The organism is Microbacterium sp. CIAB417 (assembly GCF_022788845.1).
Genome location: NZ_JAHZUT010000002.1, coordinates 153,853 through 168,508, shown reverse-complemented (window position 1 = coordinate 168,508; position 14,656 = coordinate 153,853). Strand labels below are relative to the sequence as shown.

21 protein-coding genes are annotated in these 14,656 nt (G+C 70.8%); 11 read left to right on the top strand and 10 right to left on the bottom strand.

All coding sequences use genetic code 11. The features are described 5' to 3' along the window. The first annotated feature begins 20 nt into the window (after positions 1–20). A complete protein-coding gene (locus tag KYX17_RS07500; protein WP_243226358.1) occupies positions 21–413 on the top strand; it encodes a phage holin family protein in 393 nt (130 codons plus the stop codon). On the opposite strand, the gene KYX17_RS07495 is transcribed toward KYX17_RS07500, so the two are convergent. Next, on the bottom strand, positions 385–1,713 hold the full coding sequence (locus KYX17_RS07495; RefSeq protein ID WP_243226357.1) for a hypothetical protein: 1,329 nt from the start codon (positions 1,711–1,713) through the stop codon (positions 385–387). The genes KYX17_RS07500 and KYX17_RS07495 overlap by 29 nt on opposite strands. After that, positions 1,698–1,988, bottom strand: a complete 291-nt coding sequence (locus tag KYX17_RS07490) for a hypothetical protein (protein WP_243226356.1) — start codon at positions 1,986–1,988, stop codon at positions 1,698–1,700. The genes KYX17_RS07495 and KYX17_RS07490 overlap by 16 nt, the downstream gene beginning before the upstream one ends. A 115-nt stretch (positions 1,989–2,103) precedes the next feature. Here KYX17_RS07490 and KYX17_RS07485 point away from each other — a divergent pair, with 115 nt between their 5' ends. Together KYX17_RS07485 and purB are read left to right on the top strand one after the other, a co-directional pair. Then, the gene (locus KYX17_RS07485) at positions 2,104–2,607 is read left to right on the top strand and encodes a low molecular weight protein-tyrosine-phosphatase (protein ID WP_243226355.1); all 504 of its coding nucleotides are present in this window, start codon (positions 2,104–2,106) and stop codon (positions 2,605–2,607) included. Beyond that, positions 2,604–4,019, top strand: a complete 1,416-nt coding sequence (gene purB / locus KYX17_RS07480) for an adenylosuccinate lyase (RefSeq protein ID WP_374208930.1) — start codon at positions 2,604–2,606, stop codon at positions 4,017–4,019. The genes KYX17_RS07485 and purB overlap by 4 nt, the downstream gene beginning before the upstream one ends. A gap of 244 nt (positions 4,020–4,263) precedes the next feature. Here the strand turns inward: purB and KYX17_RS07475 are convergent, their stop codons facing one another. Then, complete coding sequence (locus KYX17_RS07475; RefSeq protein ID WP_243226352.1) at positions 4,264–4,614, bottom strand: amino acid transporter; 351 nt, start codon at positions 4,612–4,614, stop codon at positions 4,264–4,266. Further along, positions 4,611–5,246 carry an acyl-CoA synthetase gene (locus KYX17_RS07470; RefSeq protein WP_243226351.1) on the bottom strand — a complete coding sequence of 212 codons (636 nt, stop codon included), beginning with the start codon at positions 5,244–5,246 and terminating at the stop codon, positions 4,611–4,613. The genes KYX17_RS07475 and KYX17_RS07470 overlap by 4 nt, the downstream gene beginning before the upstream one ends. A gap of 115 nt (positions 5,247–5,361) precedes the next feature. Here KYX17_RS07470 and KYX17_RS07465 point away from each other — a divergent pair, with 115 nt between their 5' ends. Beyond that, a complete protein-coding gene (locus tag KYX17_RS07465) occupies positions 5,362–6,174 on the top strand; it encodes a shikimate 5-dehydrogenase (RefSeq protein ID WP_243226350.1) in 813 nt (270 codons plus the stop codon). A gap of 4 nt (positions 6,175–6,178) precedes the next feature. Here the strand turns inward: KYX17_RS07465 and KYX17_RS07460 are convergent, their stop codons facing one another. Beyond that, positions 6,179–6,538, bottom strand: a complete 360-nt coding sequence (locus tag KYX17_RS07460; protein WP_243226349.1) for an iron chaperone — start codon at positions 6,536–6,538, stop codon at positions 6,179–6,181. Positions 6,539–6,638: 100 nt separating this feature from the next. Here KYX17_RS07460 and KYX17_RS07455 point away from each other — a divergent pair, with 100 nt between their 5' ends. The 5 genes from KYX17_RS07455 to KYX17_RS07435 all read left to right on the top strand — a co-directional run bounded on the left by KYX17_RS07455 (position 6,639) and on the right by KYX17_RS07435 (position 9,532). Next, a complete protein-coding gene (locus tag KYX17_RS07455; RefSeq protein ID WP_243226348.1) occupies positions 6,639–7,511 on the top strand; it encodes a DMT family transporter in 873 nt (290 codons plus the stop codon). Between the two features lie 20 nt (positions 7,512–7,531). After that, a complete protein-coding gene (locus KYX17_RS07450; protein ID WP_243226347.1) occupies positions 7,532–7,849 on the top strand; it encodes a glyoxalase/bleomycin resistance/extradiol dioxygenase family protein in 318 nt (105 codons plus the stop codon). Positions 7,850–7,854: 5 nt separating this feature from the next. Then, on the top strand, positions 7,855–8,283 hold the full coding sequence (locus KYX17_RS07445) for a hypothetical protein (protein ID WP_243226346.1): 429 nt from the start codon (positions 7,855–7,857) through the stop codon (positions 8,281–8,283). 59 nt (positions 8,284–8,342) lie between these two features. Further along, entirely contained in the window at positions 8,343–9,068 is a 726-nt protein-coding gene (locus KYX17_RS07440; protein ID WP_243226345.1) for a VIT family protein, read from the top strand. Between the two features lie 134 nt (positions 9,069–9,202). Further along, the gene (locus tag KYX17_RS07435; RefSeq protein ID WP_243226344.1) at positions 9,203–9,532 is read left to right on the top strand and encodes a hypothetical protein; all 330 of its coding nucleotides are present in this window, start codon (positions 9,203–9,205) and stop codon (positions 9,530–9,532) included. 107 nt (positions 9,533–9,639) lie between these two features. Here the strand turns inward: KYX17_RS07435 and KYX17_RS32230 are convergent, their stop codons facing one another. Further along, positions 9,640–10,698, bottom strand: a complete 1,059-nt coding sequence (locus KYX17_RS32230; RefSeq protein WP_243226342.1) for a hypothetical protein — start codon at positions 10,696–10,698, stop codon at positions 9,640–9,642. Positions 10,699–10,815: 117 nt separating this feature from the next. On the opposite strand from KYX17_RS32230, the gene KYX17_RS07425 reads away from it, so the two are divergent. After that, positions 10,816–11,028 carry a hypothetical protein gene (locus KYX17_RS07425; RefSeq protein ID WP_243226341.1) on the top strand — a complete coding sequence of 71 codons (213 nt, stop codon included), beginning with the start codon at positions 10,816–10,818 and terminating at the stop codon, positions 11,026–11,028. Between the two features lie 7 nt (positions 11,029–11,035). Here the strand turns inward: KYX17_RS07425 and KYX17_RS07420 are convergent, their stop codons facing one another. The 3 genes from KYX17_RS07420 to KYX17_RS07410 all read right to left on the bottom strand — a co-directional run bounded on the left by KYX17_RS07420 (position 11,036) and on the right by KYX17_RS07410 (position 12,972). Next, positions 11,036–11,398, bottom strand: a complete 363-nt coding sequence (locus KYX17_RS07420; RefSeq protein WP_243226340.1) for a DUF4440 domain-containing protein — start codon at positions 11,396–11,398, stop codon at positions 11,036–11,038. 9 nt (positions 11,399–11,407) lie between these two features. Then, the gene (locus KYX17_RS07415; RefSeq protein WP_243226339.1) at positions 11,408–12,319 is read right to left on the bottom strand and encodes an alpha/beta hydrolase; all 912 of its coding nucleotides are present in this window, start codon (positions 12,317–12,319) and stop codon (positions 11,408–11,410) included. A gap of 191 nt (positions 12,320–12,510) precedes the next feature. Further along, complete coding sequence (locus KYX17_RS07410; RefSeq protein ID WP_243226338.1) at positions 12,511–12,972, bottom strand: VOC family protein; 462 nt, start codon at positions 12,970–12,972, stop codon at positions 12,511–12,513. 99 nt (positions 12,973–13,071) lie between these two features. Here KYX17_RS07410 and KYX17_RS07405 point away from each other — a divergent pair, with 99 nt between their 5' ends. Then, positions 13,072–14,016 carry a YafY family protein gene (locus tag KYX17_RS07405; protein ID WP_243226337.1) on the top strand — a complete coding sequence of 315 codons (945 nt, stop codon included), beginning with the start codon at positions 13,072–13,074 and terminating at the stop codon, positions 14,014–14,016. A 30-nt stretch (positions 14,017–14,046) separates the two neighbouring features. Here the strand turns inward: KYX17_RS07405 and KYX17_RS07400 are convergent, their stop codons facing one another. Next, positions 14,047–14,655, bottom strand: a complete 609-nt coding sequence (locus tag KYX17_RS07400; protein WP_243226336.1) for a GyrI-like domain-containing protein — start codon at positions 14,653–14,655, stop codon at positions 14,047–14,049. Between the last annotated feature and the right edge of the window lies 1 nt (position 14,656).

The window sequence follows — 14,656 nt, the reverse complement described above, 5'->3', positions numbered from 1 at the left end:
GTGCGTGCCACACTTCCGGCATGGGCTTTCTCATCCGCGTCGTGGTGAATGCATTCTCGATCTGGGTCGTGACCCTCATCCCGGTGCTCGGTGTCAGCGTCATCGCGTTCCCGCCGGGCGGAACGCTCGAGATCGTGCTGTCACTGCTGATCGTGGCACTCGTCTTCGCGCTCGTGAACACGATCGTGGGATCGGTCGTGAGGGTGATCGCCTTCCCGCTCTACGTGCTCACGCTCGGCCTGTTCTCGCTCATCGTGAACGGATTCCTGCTCTGGCTGACCAGCTGGATCACCGGGTTCTGGGACTGGGGTCTGCGGGTCGAGAGCTTCTGGTGGGGCGTCGTGGCCGCCCTCGTGATCGCCGTCATCAACGGCATCTTCGGCGTCATCCTGCGCCCGAAGCGGCGGGACTGACCGCACCGGGACGCCGCCGGGGCACGGCGTCGACCTGACGCGCGCCGAACTCCTGCGCCGAGATGAGGCGAGCTCCCTCGAGCTCGGCCATGCGCTCGTGCACCTCGGCGACGCGAGGATCTGCCGACGCGTCGACGAGTTCGGCCGTCTCGGCGTAGGCGGTGAGGTGGTGCGCCGGCAGCCCGAGGTCCTGCGGGCCGGGCGCGGGGTCGACGACCCGCGTGGCGACGAAGCTCCCCTCCGCGCCCACCCGGGTGGCGAATCCCCCGCCGGCGAGCATCGCCACCGGGTCATCGCCGTGACGCAGGTCGACACTCATCGCTTCGGCGCCGGGATCGGCCGCGGTAGGCGAGCCCGCCGTGCTCACGACCCGCACGTCGTAGTCTCCGGTCGCCGCGACCTGACCCACCAGCATCCCGCCCTGCGAGTGGCCGTAGAGATAGAGGGTGTCGCCGGGTTGCACGCCCGCCTCGGCGAGCATCGCCGTGAGGGCCAGGTAGGCGTCGGACTGCTCACCGCCGTACCCCTGGACGTTCGAGACCATGTCCCACACCTCGTCGCCGCCGAGCCCGCTCGTGCCGGCGACGTACACGGCGTACGCGGTTCCGGATGCGGTCGCGTACTTCTCTATGCGCACCCGCGCCTCGCCGCCCTGAGGAATCCGCCCGAGGGCCGGCGCGAGCGCGGTGGGAGCTGCGACCGGACGCTCCGCCGGAGGCAGCGGCACGATCTCCGGTACGGGTCGCCCCGTCGGGGGCGGATGCGTGCCGAACGGGATGCGGCCGCGCATCGCGGCCAGGCGCGCGATGGCAGTCCCCGAGGCCAGGCTCGCTCCCGCGAGGAACGGCATCAGCAGGGTGAACCACGTCCAGCCGTCACCCAAGCCGGAATCCGCCCGCAGCAACTCCGTCGCCCCGGGATAGGCGTGCTCGAGGGCCGCGATCCGGTCTCGGGCACGCGCGACGGCATCGGCGTCTCCCGCGGCGGATGCGAGAGCGGCCTCGGCGCGCATCTCGGCGATCTCGTACACCGCCGCGCACGTGAGCAGCCGGTCCTGTTGCTCCCGCGCGCGATCCGCCAGCGCACCCACCTCACGGAGGCGCTCGTCCTGGGTCAGCCCCAGCACCGGCAGCGTGTGCGCGCTGATGCGCGCATCGGCGCGGGCGATGTCGGCGACAGCCTCGTCGAGCCGTGCGGCCGCCCCCACCAGCACGGCGGCCGCATCCCGCAACCGCGCCGTGTCGACGGCGACCGCCCCGCCGGAGGAGATGCCGACCTCGTCCGTCACGACGACCACCATCCGAAGAGGTTCCCGCCGCCGGTGACCAACGCCTGGCTGCGGATCTCGGCGATCACGTCGTCGAGGGCCAGCAGGCGCTGGCGCTCATCGGCGAGAGCTGTGGTCCACGCATCGTGGGCGAGCTGGAAGGCGCGCATCGCGGGCGAGGCCCACGCGGTCGCCGCCGCGAGACTCGCGGCATCGCGGATGACCGTCTCGATCACCTCGACGGCTGCGAGCACGTCACGCCGTGCCGCGTCGAAGGAGAAGACGACATCGTCGAGGGTGTCTGTCATCCCCCGATGCTCGCCCCGCATCCGATGAGTGCGGGGGCGGGCGCATCCGATCCGCGGATCGCTCGCCGCGAGATCGTGGCTGTGCAGGAGAGGTCGTCAGGACCACAATGGACCCATGCCCACGTCCTCGCCGTTCCGCGTGGTGTTCGTGTGCACCGGGAACATCTGCCGATCCCCGATGGCCGAGATCGTCTTCCGCTGGTTCGCCGAGTCGGTGGGCCTCGGTGACCGCGTGGTGTCCACGAGCGCCGGCACCGGGGATTGGCACGTCGGAGAGCCCGCCGATCCGCGCACGGTCGAGGCGCTGGAGCGCCACGGCTACGACGGCCGGCATCACCGCGCCCGGCAGTTCGAGTTCGCGGATTACGAGCGCAACGACCTGGTCATCGCGCTCGACCGATCGCACGAACGGAACTTGCGCGCGTGGGCGCGGTCGGAGACCGATTCCGACAAGGTCGTGCTGCTGCGCGCGTTCGACCCGCAGCCCGACGACAGCCTCGACGTCCCCGACCCGTACTACGCGGGCCCCGAAGCGTTCGACGAGGTGCTCGCTATGATCGAGAGCGCGTGCCGGGCGCTCTTCCGGCAACTCGAACCCGCCATCCGCTCCGCGGGATGACCCGCGCGGCCCACCGCCCTCGACGGAGTACCGTGTCGAACTTCCCCGCTCAGCCGCTCAGTCCCCTCGACGGTCGCTACCAGGCAGCCGTCTCCGCCCTCGGCGACTTCCTGTCGGAAGCCGGGCTCAACCGCGCCCGCGTCGAGGTCGAGGTCGAGTGGCTCATCACGCTCACCGACCGCGGCCTGTTCGGACAGTCGCCGCTGACGGATGCCGAGAAGGACTCCCTCCGGGCGCTGTACCGCGACTTCGGGCAGGCCGAGATCGACTGGCTCGCCGAGCGCGAGGCCGTCACGCGCCACGACGTGAAGGCCGTCGAGTACCTCGTGCGCGATCGCCTCTCCGCCCTGGGGCTGGACCGCATCGCCGAGCTCACGCACTTCGCCCTGACCAGCGAGGACGTCAATTCGACCTCGTACGCTCTCACCGTGAAGCGCGCCGTGACCGAGGTGTGGCTGCCGAAGCTGCGACAGGTCATCGAGCGCCTGCGCGCCGTGTCGGTCGAACTGGCGGATGCGGCGATGCTCGCCCGCACCCACGGCCAGCCCGCGACCCCCACCACGATGGGCAAGGAGATCGCCGTCTTCGCGTGGCGCCTGGAGCGGGTGCTCGCCCAGCTGGAGTCCTCCGAGTACCTGGCGAAGTTCTCCGGCGCGACCGGAACCTGGTCGGCGCACCTCGCGGCCGACCCGGATGCGGACTGGGTCGAGATCTCCCGCGGCTTCGTCGAGGGCCTGGGGCTCGGGTTCAACGAGCTCACGACCCAGATCGAGTCGCACGACTGGCAGGTCGAGCTCTACGACCGCGCGCGGCACGCGGGCGGCATCCTGCACAACCTCGCGACCGACGTGTGGACCTACATCTCCCTCGGCTACTTCGCGCAGATCCCCGTGGCCGGCGCGACCGGTTCGTCGACCATGCCGCACAAGATCAACCCCATCCGCTTCGAGAACGCGGAGGCAAACCTCGAGATCGCGGGAGGGCTGTTCCAGACCCTGGCCGCAACCCTGGTCACGAGCCGCCTGCAGCGCGACCTGACCGACTCCACCACGCAGCGCAACATCGGCGTCGCGTTCGGTCACTCGCTGCTCGCTCTCGACAACCTGCTGCGCGGGCTCGGCGAGATCTCGCTCTCGCGCGAGGTGCTGCTGGCCGACCTCGACACGAACTGGGAGGTGCTCGCCGAGGCCATCCAGACCGTCATCCGCGCCGAGGTCGTTGCGGGCCGCTCGCAGATCACCGACCCGTACGCGCTGCTGAAGGAGCTCACCCGAGGTCACCGCGTGGGCAGCGCCGACCTGGCAGAGTTCGTGCGCGGACTCGACATCGGCGACGCGGCGAAGGAGCGCCTGCTGGCCCTGACGCCCGCCACCTACACGGGCCTCGCCGCCTCCCTCGTCGCCGGCTCCTGACCCGCTCGGGACGGGGCTCACCGCATCCGGGGGGGCGCCGCATCCGGCGGACGCCCCGCAGCCGAGGGCACGGCATGCCTTCCGAGACTGCACTTCGAGCACGAGATCACTGTCATTACCCGTGATCTCGTGTGAGAGATGCAGTCTCGCGGAGAGTGACCGAGCGAACGCGCCGAGGGAACGTGCCGGGCGGCCGCGCAAGCGGGCCGGGCGGTCGGGGACGTACGGGCCGAGCGAACGGGCGCTAGGCGCGGGGCGGGGCGTCGCCGTCGGCGGAGTCGGATGCGGGGCCGTCGCCGGATGCGTCCTCGGACTCCTCCTTGGGCAGCAGCACCGCGCGGTCAACCGTCCGGTTCACCTGCGCCGGGTCGACCGCGAGCATGAGCAGGGCGATGATCACGAGCGTCGCGATGAAGGTGATCCCCGCGACGATGCCGCCGACCATGAGGGCATGGCCCGACTGCCCGGCGACGCGGTTCTGGAAGAAGCCCATCGAGATGAGCGTGACGACGCCGGCGAAGAGGGCAGCGGCGAGAGCGAGCCCGATCAGCTGAGCGGGCTTCATGAGGTCGCGACGGGTGGGCTTATCTGTCATGCCGCCTCCTCGGGCGCGGGGGCGGGCTCGCGGCGCGGGGAGAAGCCCGCGATCCCCAGGTAGACCGCGACGATCGCCGCATAGCCGCCGAAGAGTCCGACAGCGATCGTGATGCCGGTGAGCGTGAAGGAACCGGCCTGTTCGATGCTGTACTGCAGCGCGTAGGCGGGCTGGACGGCAAGGGTCCCGAGAGCGAGCAGCACGCCCACGATTCCGACCGTGAGCGCGTCACGCGCCTCGGAGCGAGCGGCGCTGCCGCGTTCTGCGGCGCGAAGGGCCCGCAGGCCCGCAATGCCCTCGATGAGGCCCGTGACCAGGGCCCACGAGATGACGATCACGAAGAAGGCCAGCGTCGTGCGCAGCGTCGGGATGCTGGAGACTACCCCGGCGATCAGAGTGAGAGCACCCAGCAAGATGGGCAGCCGGCGCTGACCGGGTCCGTACACGAGCCATGCCGAGAGCAACCAGACGATCGCCGACGCCATCGCGAAGCCGCTGAACACCGAGAGCCCCACGGCGGCCGAGTGGTCGGGCGAGAACGTGATCATCACGGCCGCGACAGCCGCGAAAAGGGCTCGCACCAACTGAACGTGGCGCGGCTCGAAGGCGCGCACGGAAGAACTGCTGGTCATGGCTCGACTCGTGGGGGTGGGTACGGCGGCGGAACGGATACCACCAGTCTAGGTCGTGCTGATGAGGAGCCCGCCGTGAACGGGCGACGACGGCCGCCACGCGCCACAATGAGATGTGCCGATTCTCAACAAAGACATGACCTTGTGCATCTCGCTGGCCGGGCGCCCGTCGAACATCGGGACGCGCTTCCACAACTACCTCTACGACGAACTGGGCCTGAACTTCGTCTACAAGGCGTTCACCACCGACGACATCGCCGGGGCGATCACGGGAGTGCGCGCCCTGGGGATCCGCGGATGCTCCGTGTCGATGCCCTTCAAAGAGGCCGTCATCCCCCTGCTCGACGCGATCGAGCCCTCCGCCGCTGCGATCGACTCGGTGAACACGATCGTGAACGACGGTGGCCGGCTGTCCGGGTCGAACACCGACTACGAAGCCGTCGCGCAGCTGCTCGCCGAGCACGCCGTCGACCCCGCCGCATCCGTGCTCGTGCGCGGGTCGGGCGGGATGGCGAAGGCGGTCGTGGCAGCGTTCCACGGCGCGGGCTTCCGCGACCTCACCGTCGTCGCCCGCAATGCCGAGGCGGGCGAGGCTCTCGCGGAGCGTTACGGTTTCCGCGCGGTCACGGAGGATCCGGCGCCCGGGCACGCGGTCATCGTGAATGTGACCCCGCTCGGCATGAACGGGGCGGATGCGGACGCGCTCGCCTTCAGCGCGGCGCACATCGAGGCGGCGCAGCGCGTGTTCGACGTGGTCGCCTTCCCGTCCGAGACCCCGCTCATCCGCGCAGCGCGCGAACGCGGCGTCGCGGTCATCACCGGCGCCGAGGTCATCGCGCTCCAAGCGGCTCGACAGTTCGAGCGCTACACGGGCGTCACACCCACGCCGGAGCAGGTCGCGCGGGCGTCGGAGTTCTCCCGGGCCTGAGTCCTCACGCCTCTCGGCGCATCGAGACGATCGCTGCGGCGATGCGCGAGATGAGCTCGATCGGCAGCTGGCGCGCGTGCGGGAGGACGAGCGAGTCCTTGCCGGAGCGCAGCGGGGCGACCTCGCTCTCGAGCGCTTCCGCGAGCGGCGGCACGGGATACAGGCCGATGTGCGTCTTCCATCCGGCGTAGTGCAGGGCGTACCGCCCACCGAGCATGACCGCGGCGATGCCGTAGCGCATCCGTTCCTCGGCGTCCGGTCCCACCGCATCCAGGAGCGCGGCGCGGATCAGCCGCATCCGCGCCGCGACTTCCGGCGGGAAGCCGTCGATGTAGGCCGCGATCTCGGAGGCGCCGTCGTCCATACCGCCATGCTGGCAGCCGCGACGCGCGCGGGGAACCAGGCGGCCACGCGTTGCGGATTGGACCCCGAGGCGACGAGCCGCGCGCGGGCAGACTCGGGGAATGACGCGATCCGCCGCATCCGGACTGCTCTGGGGAGCGCTCGGCGTGCTGGCGTTCTCGTTCACGGTGATCTTCACACGCATCGCCGTCACCTCGCTGTCTCCGCTGTTCGTCGGGGCGGGCCGTGCGGTCGTGGCCGCCGCCCTCGCATCCGTCGCCCTGGCCGCGACCCGGTCGCGCCTCCCGCGCGGCGGACAGTGGATGCGGCTCGTCGTCGTCGCCGGCGGCGTGGTCGCGGGCTTCCCGCTGCTCACGTCGTACGCGCTCACGGTGGCACCGGCCAGCCACGGCGCCGTCGTGATCGCGCTCCTGCCCGCCGCGACCGCGGTAGCCGCGGTGCTGCGCGCCGGCGAGCGCCCCGGTCGGACGTTCTGGCTTCTCACCGCCGCCGGCGCCGTCGCCGCGACGGTGTTCGCGGTCATCGGCGGCGGATGGGGCGGCTTCCACTGGTCGGATCTGCTGCTCGTCGGAGCGGTCGTCGCCGCCGCGATCGGGTACGCAGAAGGGGCGCTGCTGGCGCGCGAGCTCGGCTCGTGGCAGACGATCTCGTGGGCCCTCGTGGTGGCGGCTCCGGTGATGGCGGTGCTGACGGCGGTGTCGGCCGTCGCGGATCCGCCGACGGCGACGCCGGGCCAGTGGGCGGCATTCGGCTATCTCGCGGTGGTGAGCATGTTCCTCGGCTTCTTCGCCTGGTACCGCGGGCTCGCGATCGGGCCCATCACGCGGGTCAGCCAGCTGCAACTGGTTCAGCCGGTGCTCTCGATCGTGTGGGCGGCGCTGATCCTGGGTGAACCGTTGACATGGGCGACCGCGCTCGGAGGAGCCGCGGTCATCCTGTGCGCGGCCGGCGCCGTGCGTAGCCGCGCCCGCTGACCGCCTGGCAGGATCGCCTCGTGGCGACGCGCGTCGAGGGTCCGGATCTGGCGACGATCGCACAGCTGCGGCGAGCGCGCGACCGCATGGATCGCGACTACGCGAAGCCGCTCGACGTCGAGGCGCTGGCGCGCAGCATCCTGCTCGCGTTGATCGCCAAGGGCAGCTACTTCGGCATCAACCTCGCCACCGACGATCTCGACGCCGTCTTCGCGCGCGTCGAGGCCTCCGGGGCCGATATCGTGCAGGAACCCATCGAGCAGGACTACGGACTGCGGGATGCGGCGTTCCGCGATCCCGCGGGCAACCTCATCCGCATCCAGCAGAACAAGGAGTAGCAGGCATGAGCACAGGATTCTCCGCGCAGGAGCGCGAGGCCATGAAGCAGCGGGCCGCCGAGCTCAAAGAGATGAAGGGCGTCAAGGGCGCCGCGAAGCGGGCCAAGGAGTACGACGCCTGCCTCGAAGCCATCGATGCGCTGACGGGCAGCGACCGTCAGATCGCCGAGCGACTGCACGTGATCGTCACCGAGGAGGCACCGGGTCTCGCGCCGAAGACCTGGTACGGGTTCCCGTCCTACGCGAAGGACGACAAGGTCGTGGTGTTCTTCCAGCCCGCCTCGAAGTTCGAGACCCGCTACGGCTCGATCGGCTTCAACGAGACGGCGGCGCTCGACGACGGCGAGATGTGGCCGACATCCTTCGCCGTGCTGGAGATGACCCCGGCGGCGGAGAAGACGTTCCGCGAGCTCGTGCGTCGCGCCGCGGGCTGAGGTACAAGCGCCGCCTAACCTTCGTGGTGCCGGCTCCGCTTCGGGCATAGCCTGACGGCGTGAGCGCATCCGCCGAGTACGGGGTACATCCCGACGAACCGCACCGTCAGGGTCTGTCGCAGCGTCTGAACTGGCTGCGGGCGGGTGTGCTGGGAGCCAACGACGGGATCGTCTCGACCGCCGCCGTCGTGGTCGGCGTCGCAGGCGCGACCTCGGAGGTCGCCCCCGTGTTCCTCGCCGGCGCCGCGGCCCTCGTCGGAGGCGCGATCTCGATGGCACTCGGCGAGTACGTGTCGGTGTCGAGCCAGCGCGACTCCGAGCGCGCACTCATCGCGAAGGAGACGCGCGAGCTGCGCGAGCAGCCCGAGGAGGAGTTCGACGAGCTCGTCGGGCTGTATCGCGCGCAGGGGCTCAGCGAGGAGACGGCGACCCGTGTCGCCACCGAGCTCACGGCGAAGGATGCGCTGAAGGCGCACCTGTCGGCCGAGCTCAACATCGATGCCGACGACGTGGTGAGCCCGTGGCACGCGGCCCTCGCATCCGCCATCGCGTTCTTCGTCGGTGCGCTGCTGCCGATGGCCACGATCCTGCTCGCGCCGCATCCGCTGCGCATCGCCCTCACCTTCATCGCGGTGCTCATCGCCCTCGCCGTCACGGGCTACGTCGCGGCGTGGATCGGCGGGGCGAACCGCCCCCGAGCGATCGCGCGGACCGTGATCGGCGGCGCGCTCGCGCTCGCGGCGACCTACGCGGTCGGCAGCCTGTTCGGCACCACGATCGGCTGACGTCCCCGGCCGTTCTGGGCGGCTGCCTCGCCCCCACCACCCCGGCTCGCCTGTCACAGATCGACGCGACGGCGTCGATCTGTGACAGGCGAAGCGGGTCCGGTACTGTCGGGGCAGTCGACCGAGGGGGAGAAGTGACCGCATCCGAGCAGCCGATCCGCCGCCGCAAGCCGAAGCTGGATGCGTGGGGCACGACCGGCGTCGCGATGGCGGCGATCGCCATCCTGCCGACCGTCGGCATCTTCGTCATCGGCTTCATCCCCGACATGAACCCGATCTGGTGGCTGGGGATCCTGCTCATCCCGATGCTGGCCGTCATCGGCGCCCTCGTGCTGCTCCTGGGTGCCGTCGGGGCCGTCGTCGGCGCCCGTCGCGGCACCTCGTACGGACTATCGCTCGCCTCGATCGTGCTCGGCGTCGTCATGATCGCCCCCATCGCCTGGCTCTGGTTCAGCGGCGCCTGACGGCGACGACGGCACCGCCGGTCGGAGATTCGCACGCATGTCGGAGGATTCCCGCCGGATCCTCCGACCGGAGCGCGTCTCTCCGACGCGCGAGTGCAGCACCTCGGTCAGCCCGCCGCGGCGACCCGCGCGATCTCGCGCGCCAACTCCGGATGCCACATCGCACCCGTAGCGCTCATGACCGCATCCGCTCCCGCCGCGCGGTACGCCAGATAGTCGGCCGCGCTCGCCACGCCGCCGGTGCCCACGATCGCGAAGTCGCCGTCGCGGAGCGCGCGGATGCGGGCGAGCCGGCGGGTCATCTCGAGCCCCGCCCACCGGATGGCGGCGCCGCACACGCCGGCGCTCTCGCGTCCGGCACCGAGTGCGGGCGCTCCGGATGCGGTCACGAGCCGAGCGGGGATCGTGTTCACCGCGGCGTAGCCCGCCACGAACTCCGCGGTCGCGTCGACGAAGCGTTCGAGGTCCGCATCCGCCTCGAAGTACGCGAGTTTGGCGAGGAGGGGGATGTCGCCGATCTCGTCTTTCACGACGGCGAGGATGCGGCGCACGCGCGGGATGTCGAAGCAGAGCAGGGATGCGGCACCCTCGTTCGGGCACGACAGGTTGAGCTCGAGCACCGGGGCGCCGGTCTCGACCACGAGCCGGGCGGCGCGGAGGTGATCGGCGACGAGCGCCAGCTCGCCCGCGGAGCCGCGCGTGCCCTGGAAGCTGCCGACGAGCAGCTGACCATCCCCCGCGGCGGCGACCGCCGCGGCCATGTCGGGCTGCCAGATGTCTGGATCCCGCGAGGGCACCCCGAACGAGTTGCTGATCGACAGGGGCTCGGTGAACTCGCCGTCCGCGCGGACGGCACCGGCATCCGGCACGAGGTCGCCGTCGACGTGCACGGCAAGCACGTTCGGATACGGGTTGCTCGAGTGCGCGCGCGTGCGCACCGTCTTGTAGACGGCGAGGTCGTATCCGTGCGCGAAAGCCGCCGCCACGAAACGTGCGTTCAGCAGGGGGCCGGCGGGGATGCCGAACGGGATGCCGACCGACCGGCCGACGAAACTGCTCCCGAGCGATGGAGGCGCCGCATCCGCCACCGGATCGGCGAATGCGCCGAACGGCCCGCGCGCATAGTTCTGCTCGTAGGTCAGGGTCGGATCGTAGAAGGGGTGCACCGCCGACGAGCGTAGGCACCGGCGTCGGCGGAGCGATCCGGCGCGGGCCGTGAGAAGGGCGCGTTCTCCGTCGCGAGAGGGATCCGCAGGGCGGTGGAGCGCTCGTAGGCTCGCGGCATGAGCGACCGGAAGCAGTCCTGGAACTCGACGTACCTGGCCGTGGCGATCCCGTTCCTCGCGATCGCGGTCACGTTCTGGCTCACGATGGACAACATCGCCGTCGCGCTGCCCTTCTTCGTGCTCGCGATGAGCTTCTTCGTCATCGGGATGACGTCGAAGGGCGGCGGTGCGGAGAAGACCGACGGGGCCGACGACACCGAGAAGGAGTGATCCCGCGTCAGCTTTCCGGCACGATGGTGCCCTGGTGGAAGAGCATGCGCGGCGTCCCGTCTGACACGACCCACAACGACGAGTGCCGACTGATGGTCGCCGCCGCGCGCAGGCGGTACGTCACGAGGACCGTGCCCGGCGCGACGTCGACGAACCGCCACTCGTCCGGCGAGGGGGTGCCCCGAGTCGGTTCCGAGGCGAGCGCCTCCAGGATCTCCGTTCGCGTCCAGTGGCGTCCGGAGCGCCCGATCTCGGTGAAGTCGGGATGCAGCAGCCGCGCCGCCGCATCCCGATCACCGCGGATCTCGCTCGAGAGCAGGGCGGTCTCCGCGGCCTGGATCGCCGCGAAGCGTTCGCCCGAGTCCGCCATGGCGAGAATCTAGCGCCCGCTCACGCCCGCCGGGTCGTTCGCAAAACGAGCGGCGAGGTCGTAGGCCTCGCGCGCCTCCCGCGTCCAGTAGGCACCCGGGTATACGTGGAAGCCGTCCGGCTCGACGACCAGCCGCACGCGGCTGCCCGCCCCCTTCGCCTTCTCGGCGAAGAGCTGCGAGTCCGCGAGGAAGATGTCGCGCCCGCCCTGGAACAGCAGAGTCGGCGGCAGATCGGCGAGGGTGTCGAAGATCGGGCTGATCTGGGGATCGTCGGTCGGCAGGCTCCCCGCCCACGCGATTCCCGCCGCCCGCAGGCCCGCACAGCGCAGCGACGGATCGCGGCGCTGAAGCCGCGCCGCCTCCGGATTGCGCATCGTCGGGTCGACCCACGGGGCGAGCAGGATGAGGCCGTCGATCGGTCTGCGCTTCTCGTCGCGCACGCGCAGCGCCAGGGAGAGGGCGACGTTGCCGCCCGCGGAGTCCCCGGCGACGAACAGCTGCGTGGTGTCGGGGTCGTCGGCGACATGCGCGTAGACCGCATCGACGAAGGCGCGCGCCTGTTCGTACGTGTGCTCGGGGGTGAGCGGGTAGTCGGCGATCGTGACAGCCGCGCGCGTGTGAGTCATGAGCCGGCGGATGATCCACCAGTGCGCCGTCGCGAGGGGGTTCACGAATCCCCCGCCGGGAAAGTAGATCAGCTCGCGGCCCGCGACATGATCGACCGGCCGCCACCGTCGGACGAGGCGGCCGTCGATCTCCTGTGCGGTCATCTCGCCCGAGCGCGTCGCGTCACGCGGGACGGGTGCGGGTGCGCGCGCTGGATCGAGGCTCTGCAGGTAGGCGCTGCCCGAGAGGTCGCGCCGCGTCTTGCCCGCCGTCAGCCAGAGCAGCCCGGAGGTGAGGGTCATCAGCAGCGTCACGTGCCCACCCTACGAGCCGGCTCGTGTTCATCCCGGGCGCATCGGGCCGTCCTGCAGGACTCTGTCGGCCGCAGCCGCTTCTCGCGTCGCCCGCTCAACCGACCCCGACTGTGGTCGGCGAGCGAGCGACGCGAAGGAGGGCCCGACCCTGGTCGTTGAGCGAGCTCCGCGAGACGAAACGCGCCGAGTGATCAGCCCGCGTATGCCGCCTGCACGTCGACGACCCAGGTCACGCCGAAGCGGTCGGTGAGCATGCCGAAGCCGGGGCTCCACGCGGAGGCGGCCAGCGGCTCGATGATGTCGGCGCCGTCGGCGAGACGCTCCCAGATCGTCGCCATCTCCTCCAGCGACTGGCCCCGCACGGACTGGAAGAAGGTGCGGTCGGTCAGGGTCACGCCGTTCGCGCGGCTGGTCGTTCCGGCATCCGCAGCGCCCGCGTCCTGACCCGGGATGTCGTAGGCCATCACGCGGAATCCGTCGGCGCTCTCGAGCTGGCCGAAGACGATGCGGTCGGCACCGGGCGCATCACCGGGCATGCCCATCTCTGCGTAGGTGGCCACGATGAGCCGGCCGCCGAAGACGGACTGATAGAACCGGAGCGCCTCGCGTGCGGCGCCGCGGAAGTTGAGGTGGGTGGTGGTCGTGATCGTCATGGTGTGTCCTCGGTCGATGGGATGCGGCGAGCGCCGCGAACTCCACGATCCGCGCTGTAGAGGACGCTTTCTGTCCTCTTCTTGACCGAGAATGAAGACATGTCCGCGACGTCGTCCCGCATGCTCGCGCTGCTGTCTCTGTTGCAGGCCCGGCGCGACTGGCCCGGCGGAGTGCTCGCCGAACGCCTGGACGTCACCCCGCGGACAGTGCGGCGCGACATCGAGCGGCTGCGTGCGCTCGGTTACGTGATCGACGCCACGAAGGGCCCGGACGGGGGATACCGGCTCGCCGCGGGATCCGAGCTGCCGCCGCTGCTCTTCGACGACGAGCAGGCGGTTGCGATCGCGATCGCGCTGCAGAGCGCTCCCGCGACGGGTGTGGATGTGGCCGAGGCTGCCGCGCGCGCCCTCGCCACCGTGCGGCAGGTCATGCCGTCCCGGCTGCGGCACCGGGTCGACGGCATCCGTTTCACCGACGCGGCGGAATCGGGCGCCGTGGACCCCGCCGTGCTGGAGGCCGTGAGCGCCGCGACCGAGCGACGCCGCGTCCTGCGCTTCGACTACCGCGACGAGCTCTCGCGCCGCGCGGAACCGCACACCGTCGTCGCCCGCGACGGCCGGTGGTACCTGGTCGCGTGGGACCTCGACGCCGAGGACTGGCGCATCTTCCGCCTCGATCGGATGGTGCCCCGCATCCCGCTCGGGGCGGAGTTCATCCGACGTCCGATCCCTCACGGGGACGCGGCGGCGTTCCTCTCTGCGCGAGCGAAGGGGTCCGACGACTCGGAGAGATGGCCCGTGTACGGCGAGGTCCTGGTGGAGGTGCCGCTTCGCGATGCCGCGCCGTGGCTCGCGGATGCGGAGGCCGTCGCGGTCTCGGACGGCACGTGCCGCATCCGAATCGGGTCGTGGTCGTGGGCCGGAGTGCTGTCATGGGTCCTGCGTTTCGATGCGCCGTTCACCGTGCTGGGCCCGCCGGAGTTCGTGGCTGCGGCACGCTCGCTCGCCGCACGCGTGGGGGATGCCGCGACCGCCGGCCGTTGAACGAGGGTCACGAGTCGAAACGCCCGCGCGTCAGGCTGGCGCGACCGGCTGGCGCAGGATCGTCCGCAGCTTCTCGGGCGCCGTACGACGCGGATCCCCGAGGTAGATCTCGTGGTGCCGCCCGTTCCACGTGAAACCGAGTTCCGGCATGAGCTCGTCGTGGAGGTGCGCCAGCACCGGCGCTTCGTCGTCGTAAGAACCGATGTGAAGGGTCTGCAGGCAGAGCCCTTCGGTCATCGTGAGGTGGGTCACGAGCGGCAGATCCGGCTTCTTCGCGGATGCGGCGGCGAGCCCCTCCGCGACATCCTCCGTGCTCACGGGGGCCGGCAGCGGGATCAGCATGGTCCAGTCCCAGTCGCTCTTCCTGCCCTGCACGAAGGTGGCGGGATCCTCGCTCGACCACAGCCCCTCGAGAGGTCCGACGACGAAGTCGGACCCGGTGCGCCTCTTGAAGGCGCTGCGGACCTGATAGCCCGACACGTACAGCGCCTCGACCGCAGCTCGGTACGCCGGTTCGGTGTTCGGATCGCCGTGCCCGTCGATCGCGAGGTACCGCATCTCGGGCACGTCGACCCGGACGAACCGACCCGACCGAGGCTTGTACAGCGCCCCGAGATCCCGCTTGAGGTCGTACCGCATC

Excerpts from the sequence above, each read along its gene's own strand:
- KYX17_RS07500 (WP_243226358.1), top strand. The coding sequence starts at position 21 with ATGGGCTTTCTCATCCGCGTCGTGGTGAATGCATTCTCGATCTGGGTC.
- KYX17_RS07495 (WP_243226357.1), bottom strand. The coding sequence starts at position 1,713 with ATGGTGGTCGTCGTGACGGACGAGGTCGGCATCTCCTCCGGCGGGGCG.
- KYX17_RS07490 (WP_243226356.1), bottom strand. The coding sequence starts at position 1,988 with ATGACAGACACCCTCGACGATGTCGTCTTCTCCTTCGACGCGGCACGG.
- KYX17_RS07485 (WP_243226355.1), top strand. The coding sequence starts at position 2,104 with ATGCCCACGTCCTCGCCGTTCCGCGTGGTGTTCGTGTGCACCGGGAAC.
- purB (WP_374208930.1), top strand. The coding sequence starts at position 2,604 with ATGACCCGCGCGGCCCACCGCCCTCGACGGAGTACCGTGTCGAACTTC.
- KYX17_RS07475 (WP_243226352.1), bottom strand. The coding sequence starts at position 4,614 with ATGACAGATAAGCCCACCCGTCGCGACCTCATGAAGCCCGCTCAGCTG.
- KYX17_RS07470 (WP_243226351.1), bottom strand. The coding sequence starts at position 5,246 with ATGACCAGCAGTTCTTCCGTGCGCGCCTTCGAGCCGCGCCACGTTCAG.
- KYX17_RS07460 (WP_243226349.1), bottom strand. The coding sequence starts at position 6,538 with ATGGACGACGGCGCCTCCGAGATCGCGGCCTACATCGACGGCTTCCCG.
- KYX17_RS07455 (WP_243226348.1), top strand. The coding sequence starts at position 6,639 with ATGACGCGATCCGCCGCATCCGGACTGCTCTGGGGAGCGCTCGGCGTG.
- KYX17_RS07445 (WP_243226346.1), top strand. The coding sequence starts at position 7,855 with ATGAGCACAGGATTCTCCGCGCAGGAGCGCGAGGCCATGAAGCAGCGG.
- KYX17_RS07425 (WP_243226341.1), top strand. The coding sequence starts at position 10,816 with ATGAGCGACCGGAAGCAGTCCTGGAACTCGACGTACCTGGCCGTGGCG.
- KYX17_RS07420 (WP_243226340.1), bottom strand. The coding sequence starts at position 11,398 with ATGGCGGACTCGGGCGAACGCTTCGCGGCGATCCAGGCCGCGGAGACC.
- KYX17_RS07410 (WP_243226338.1), bottom strand. The coding sequence starts at position 12,972 with ATGACGATCACGACCACCACCCACCTCAACTTCCGCGGCGCCGCACGC.
- KYX17_RS07405 (WP_243226337.1), top strand. The coding sequence starts at position 13,072 with ATGTCCGCGACGTCGTCCCGCATGCTCGCGCTGCTGTCTCTGTTGCAG.
- KYX17_RS07400 (WP_243226336.1), bottom strand. The coding sequence starts at position 14,655 with ATGCGGTACGACCTCAAGCGGGATCTCGGGGCGCTGTACAAGCCTCGG.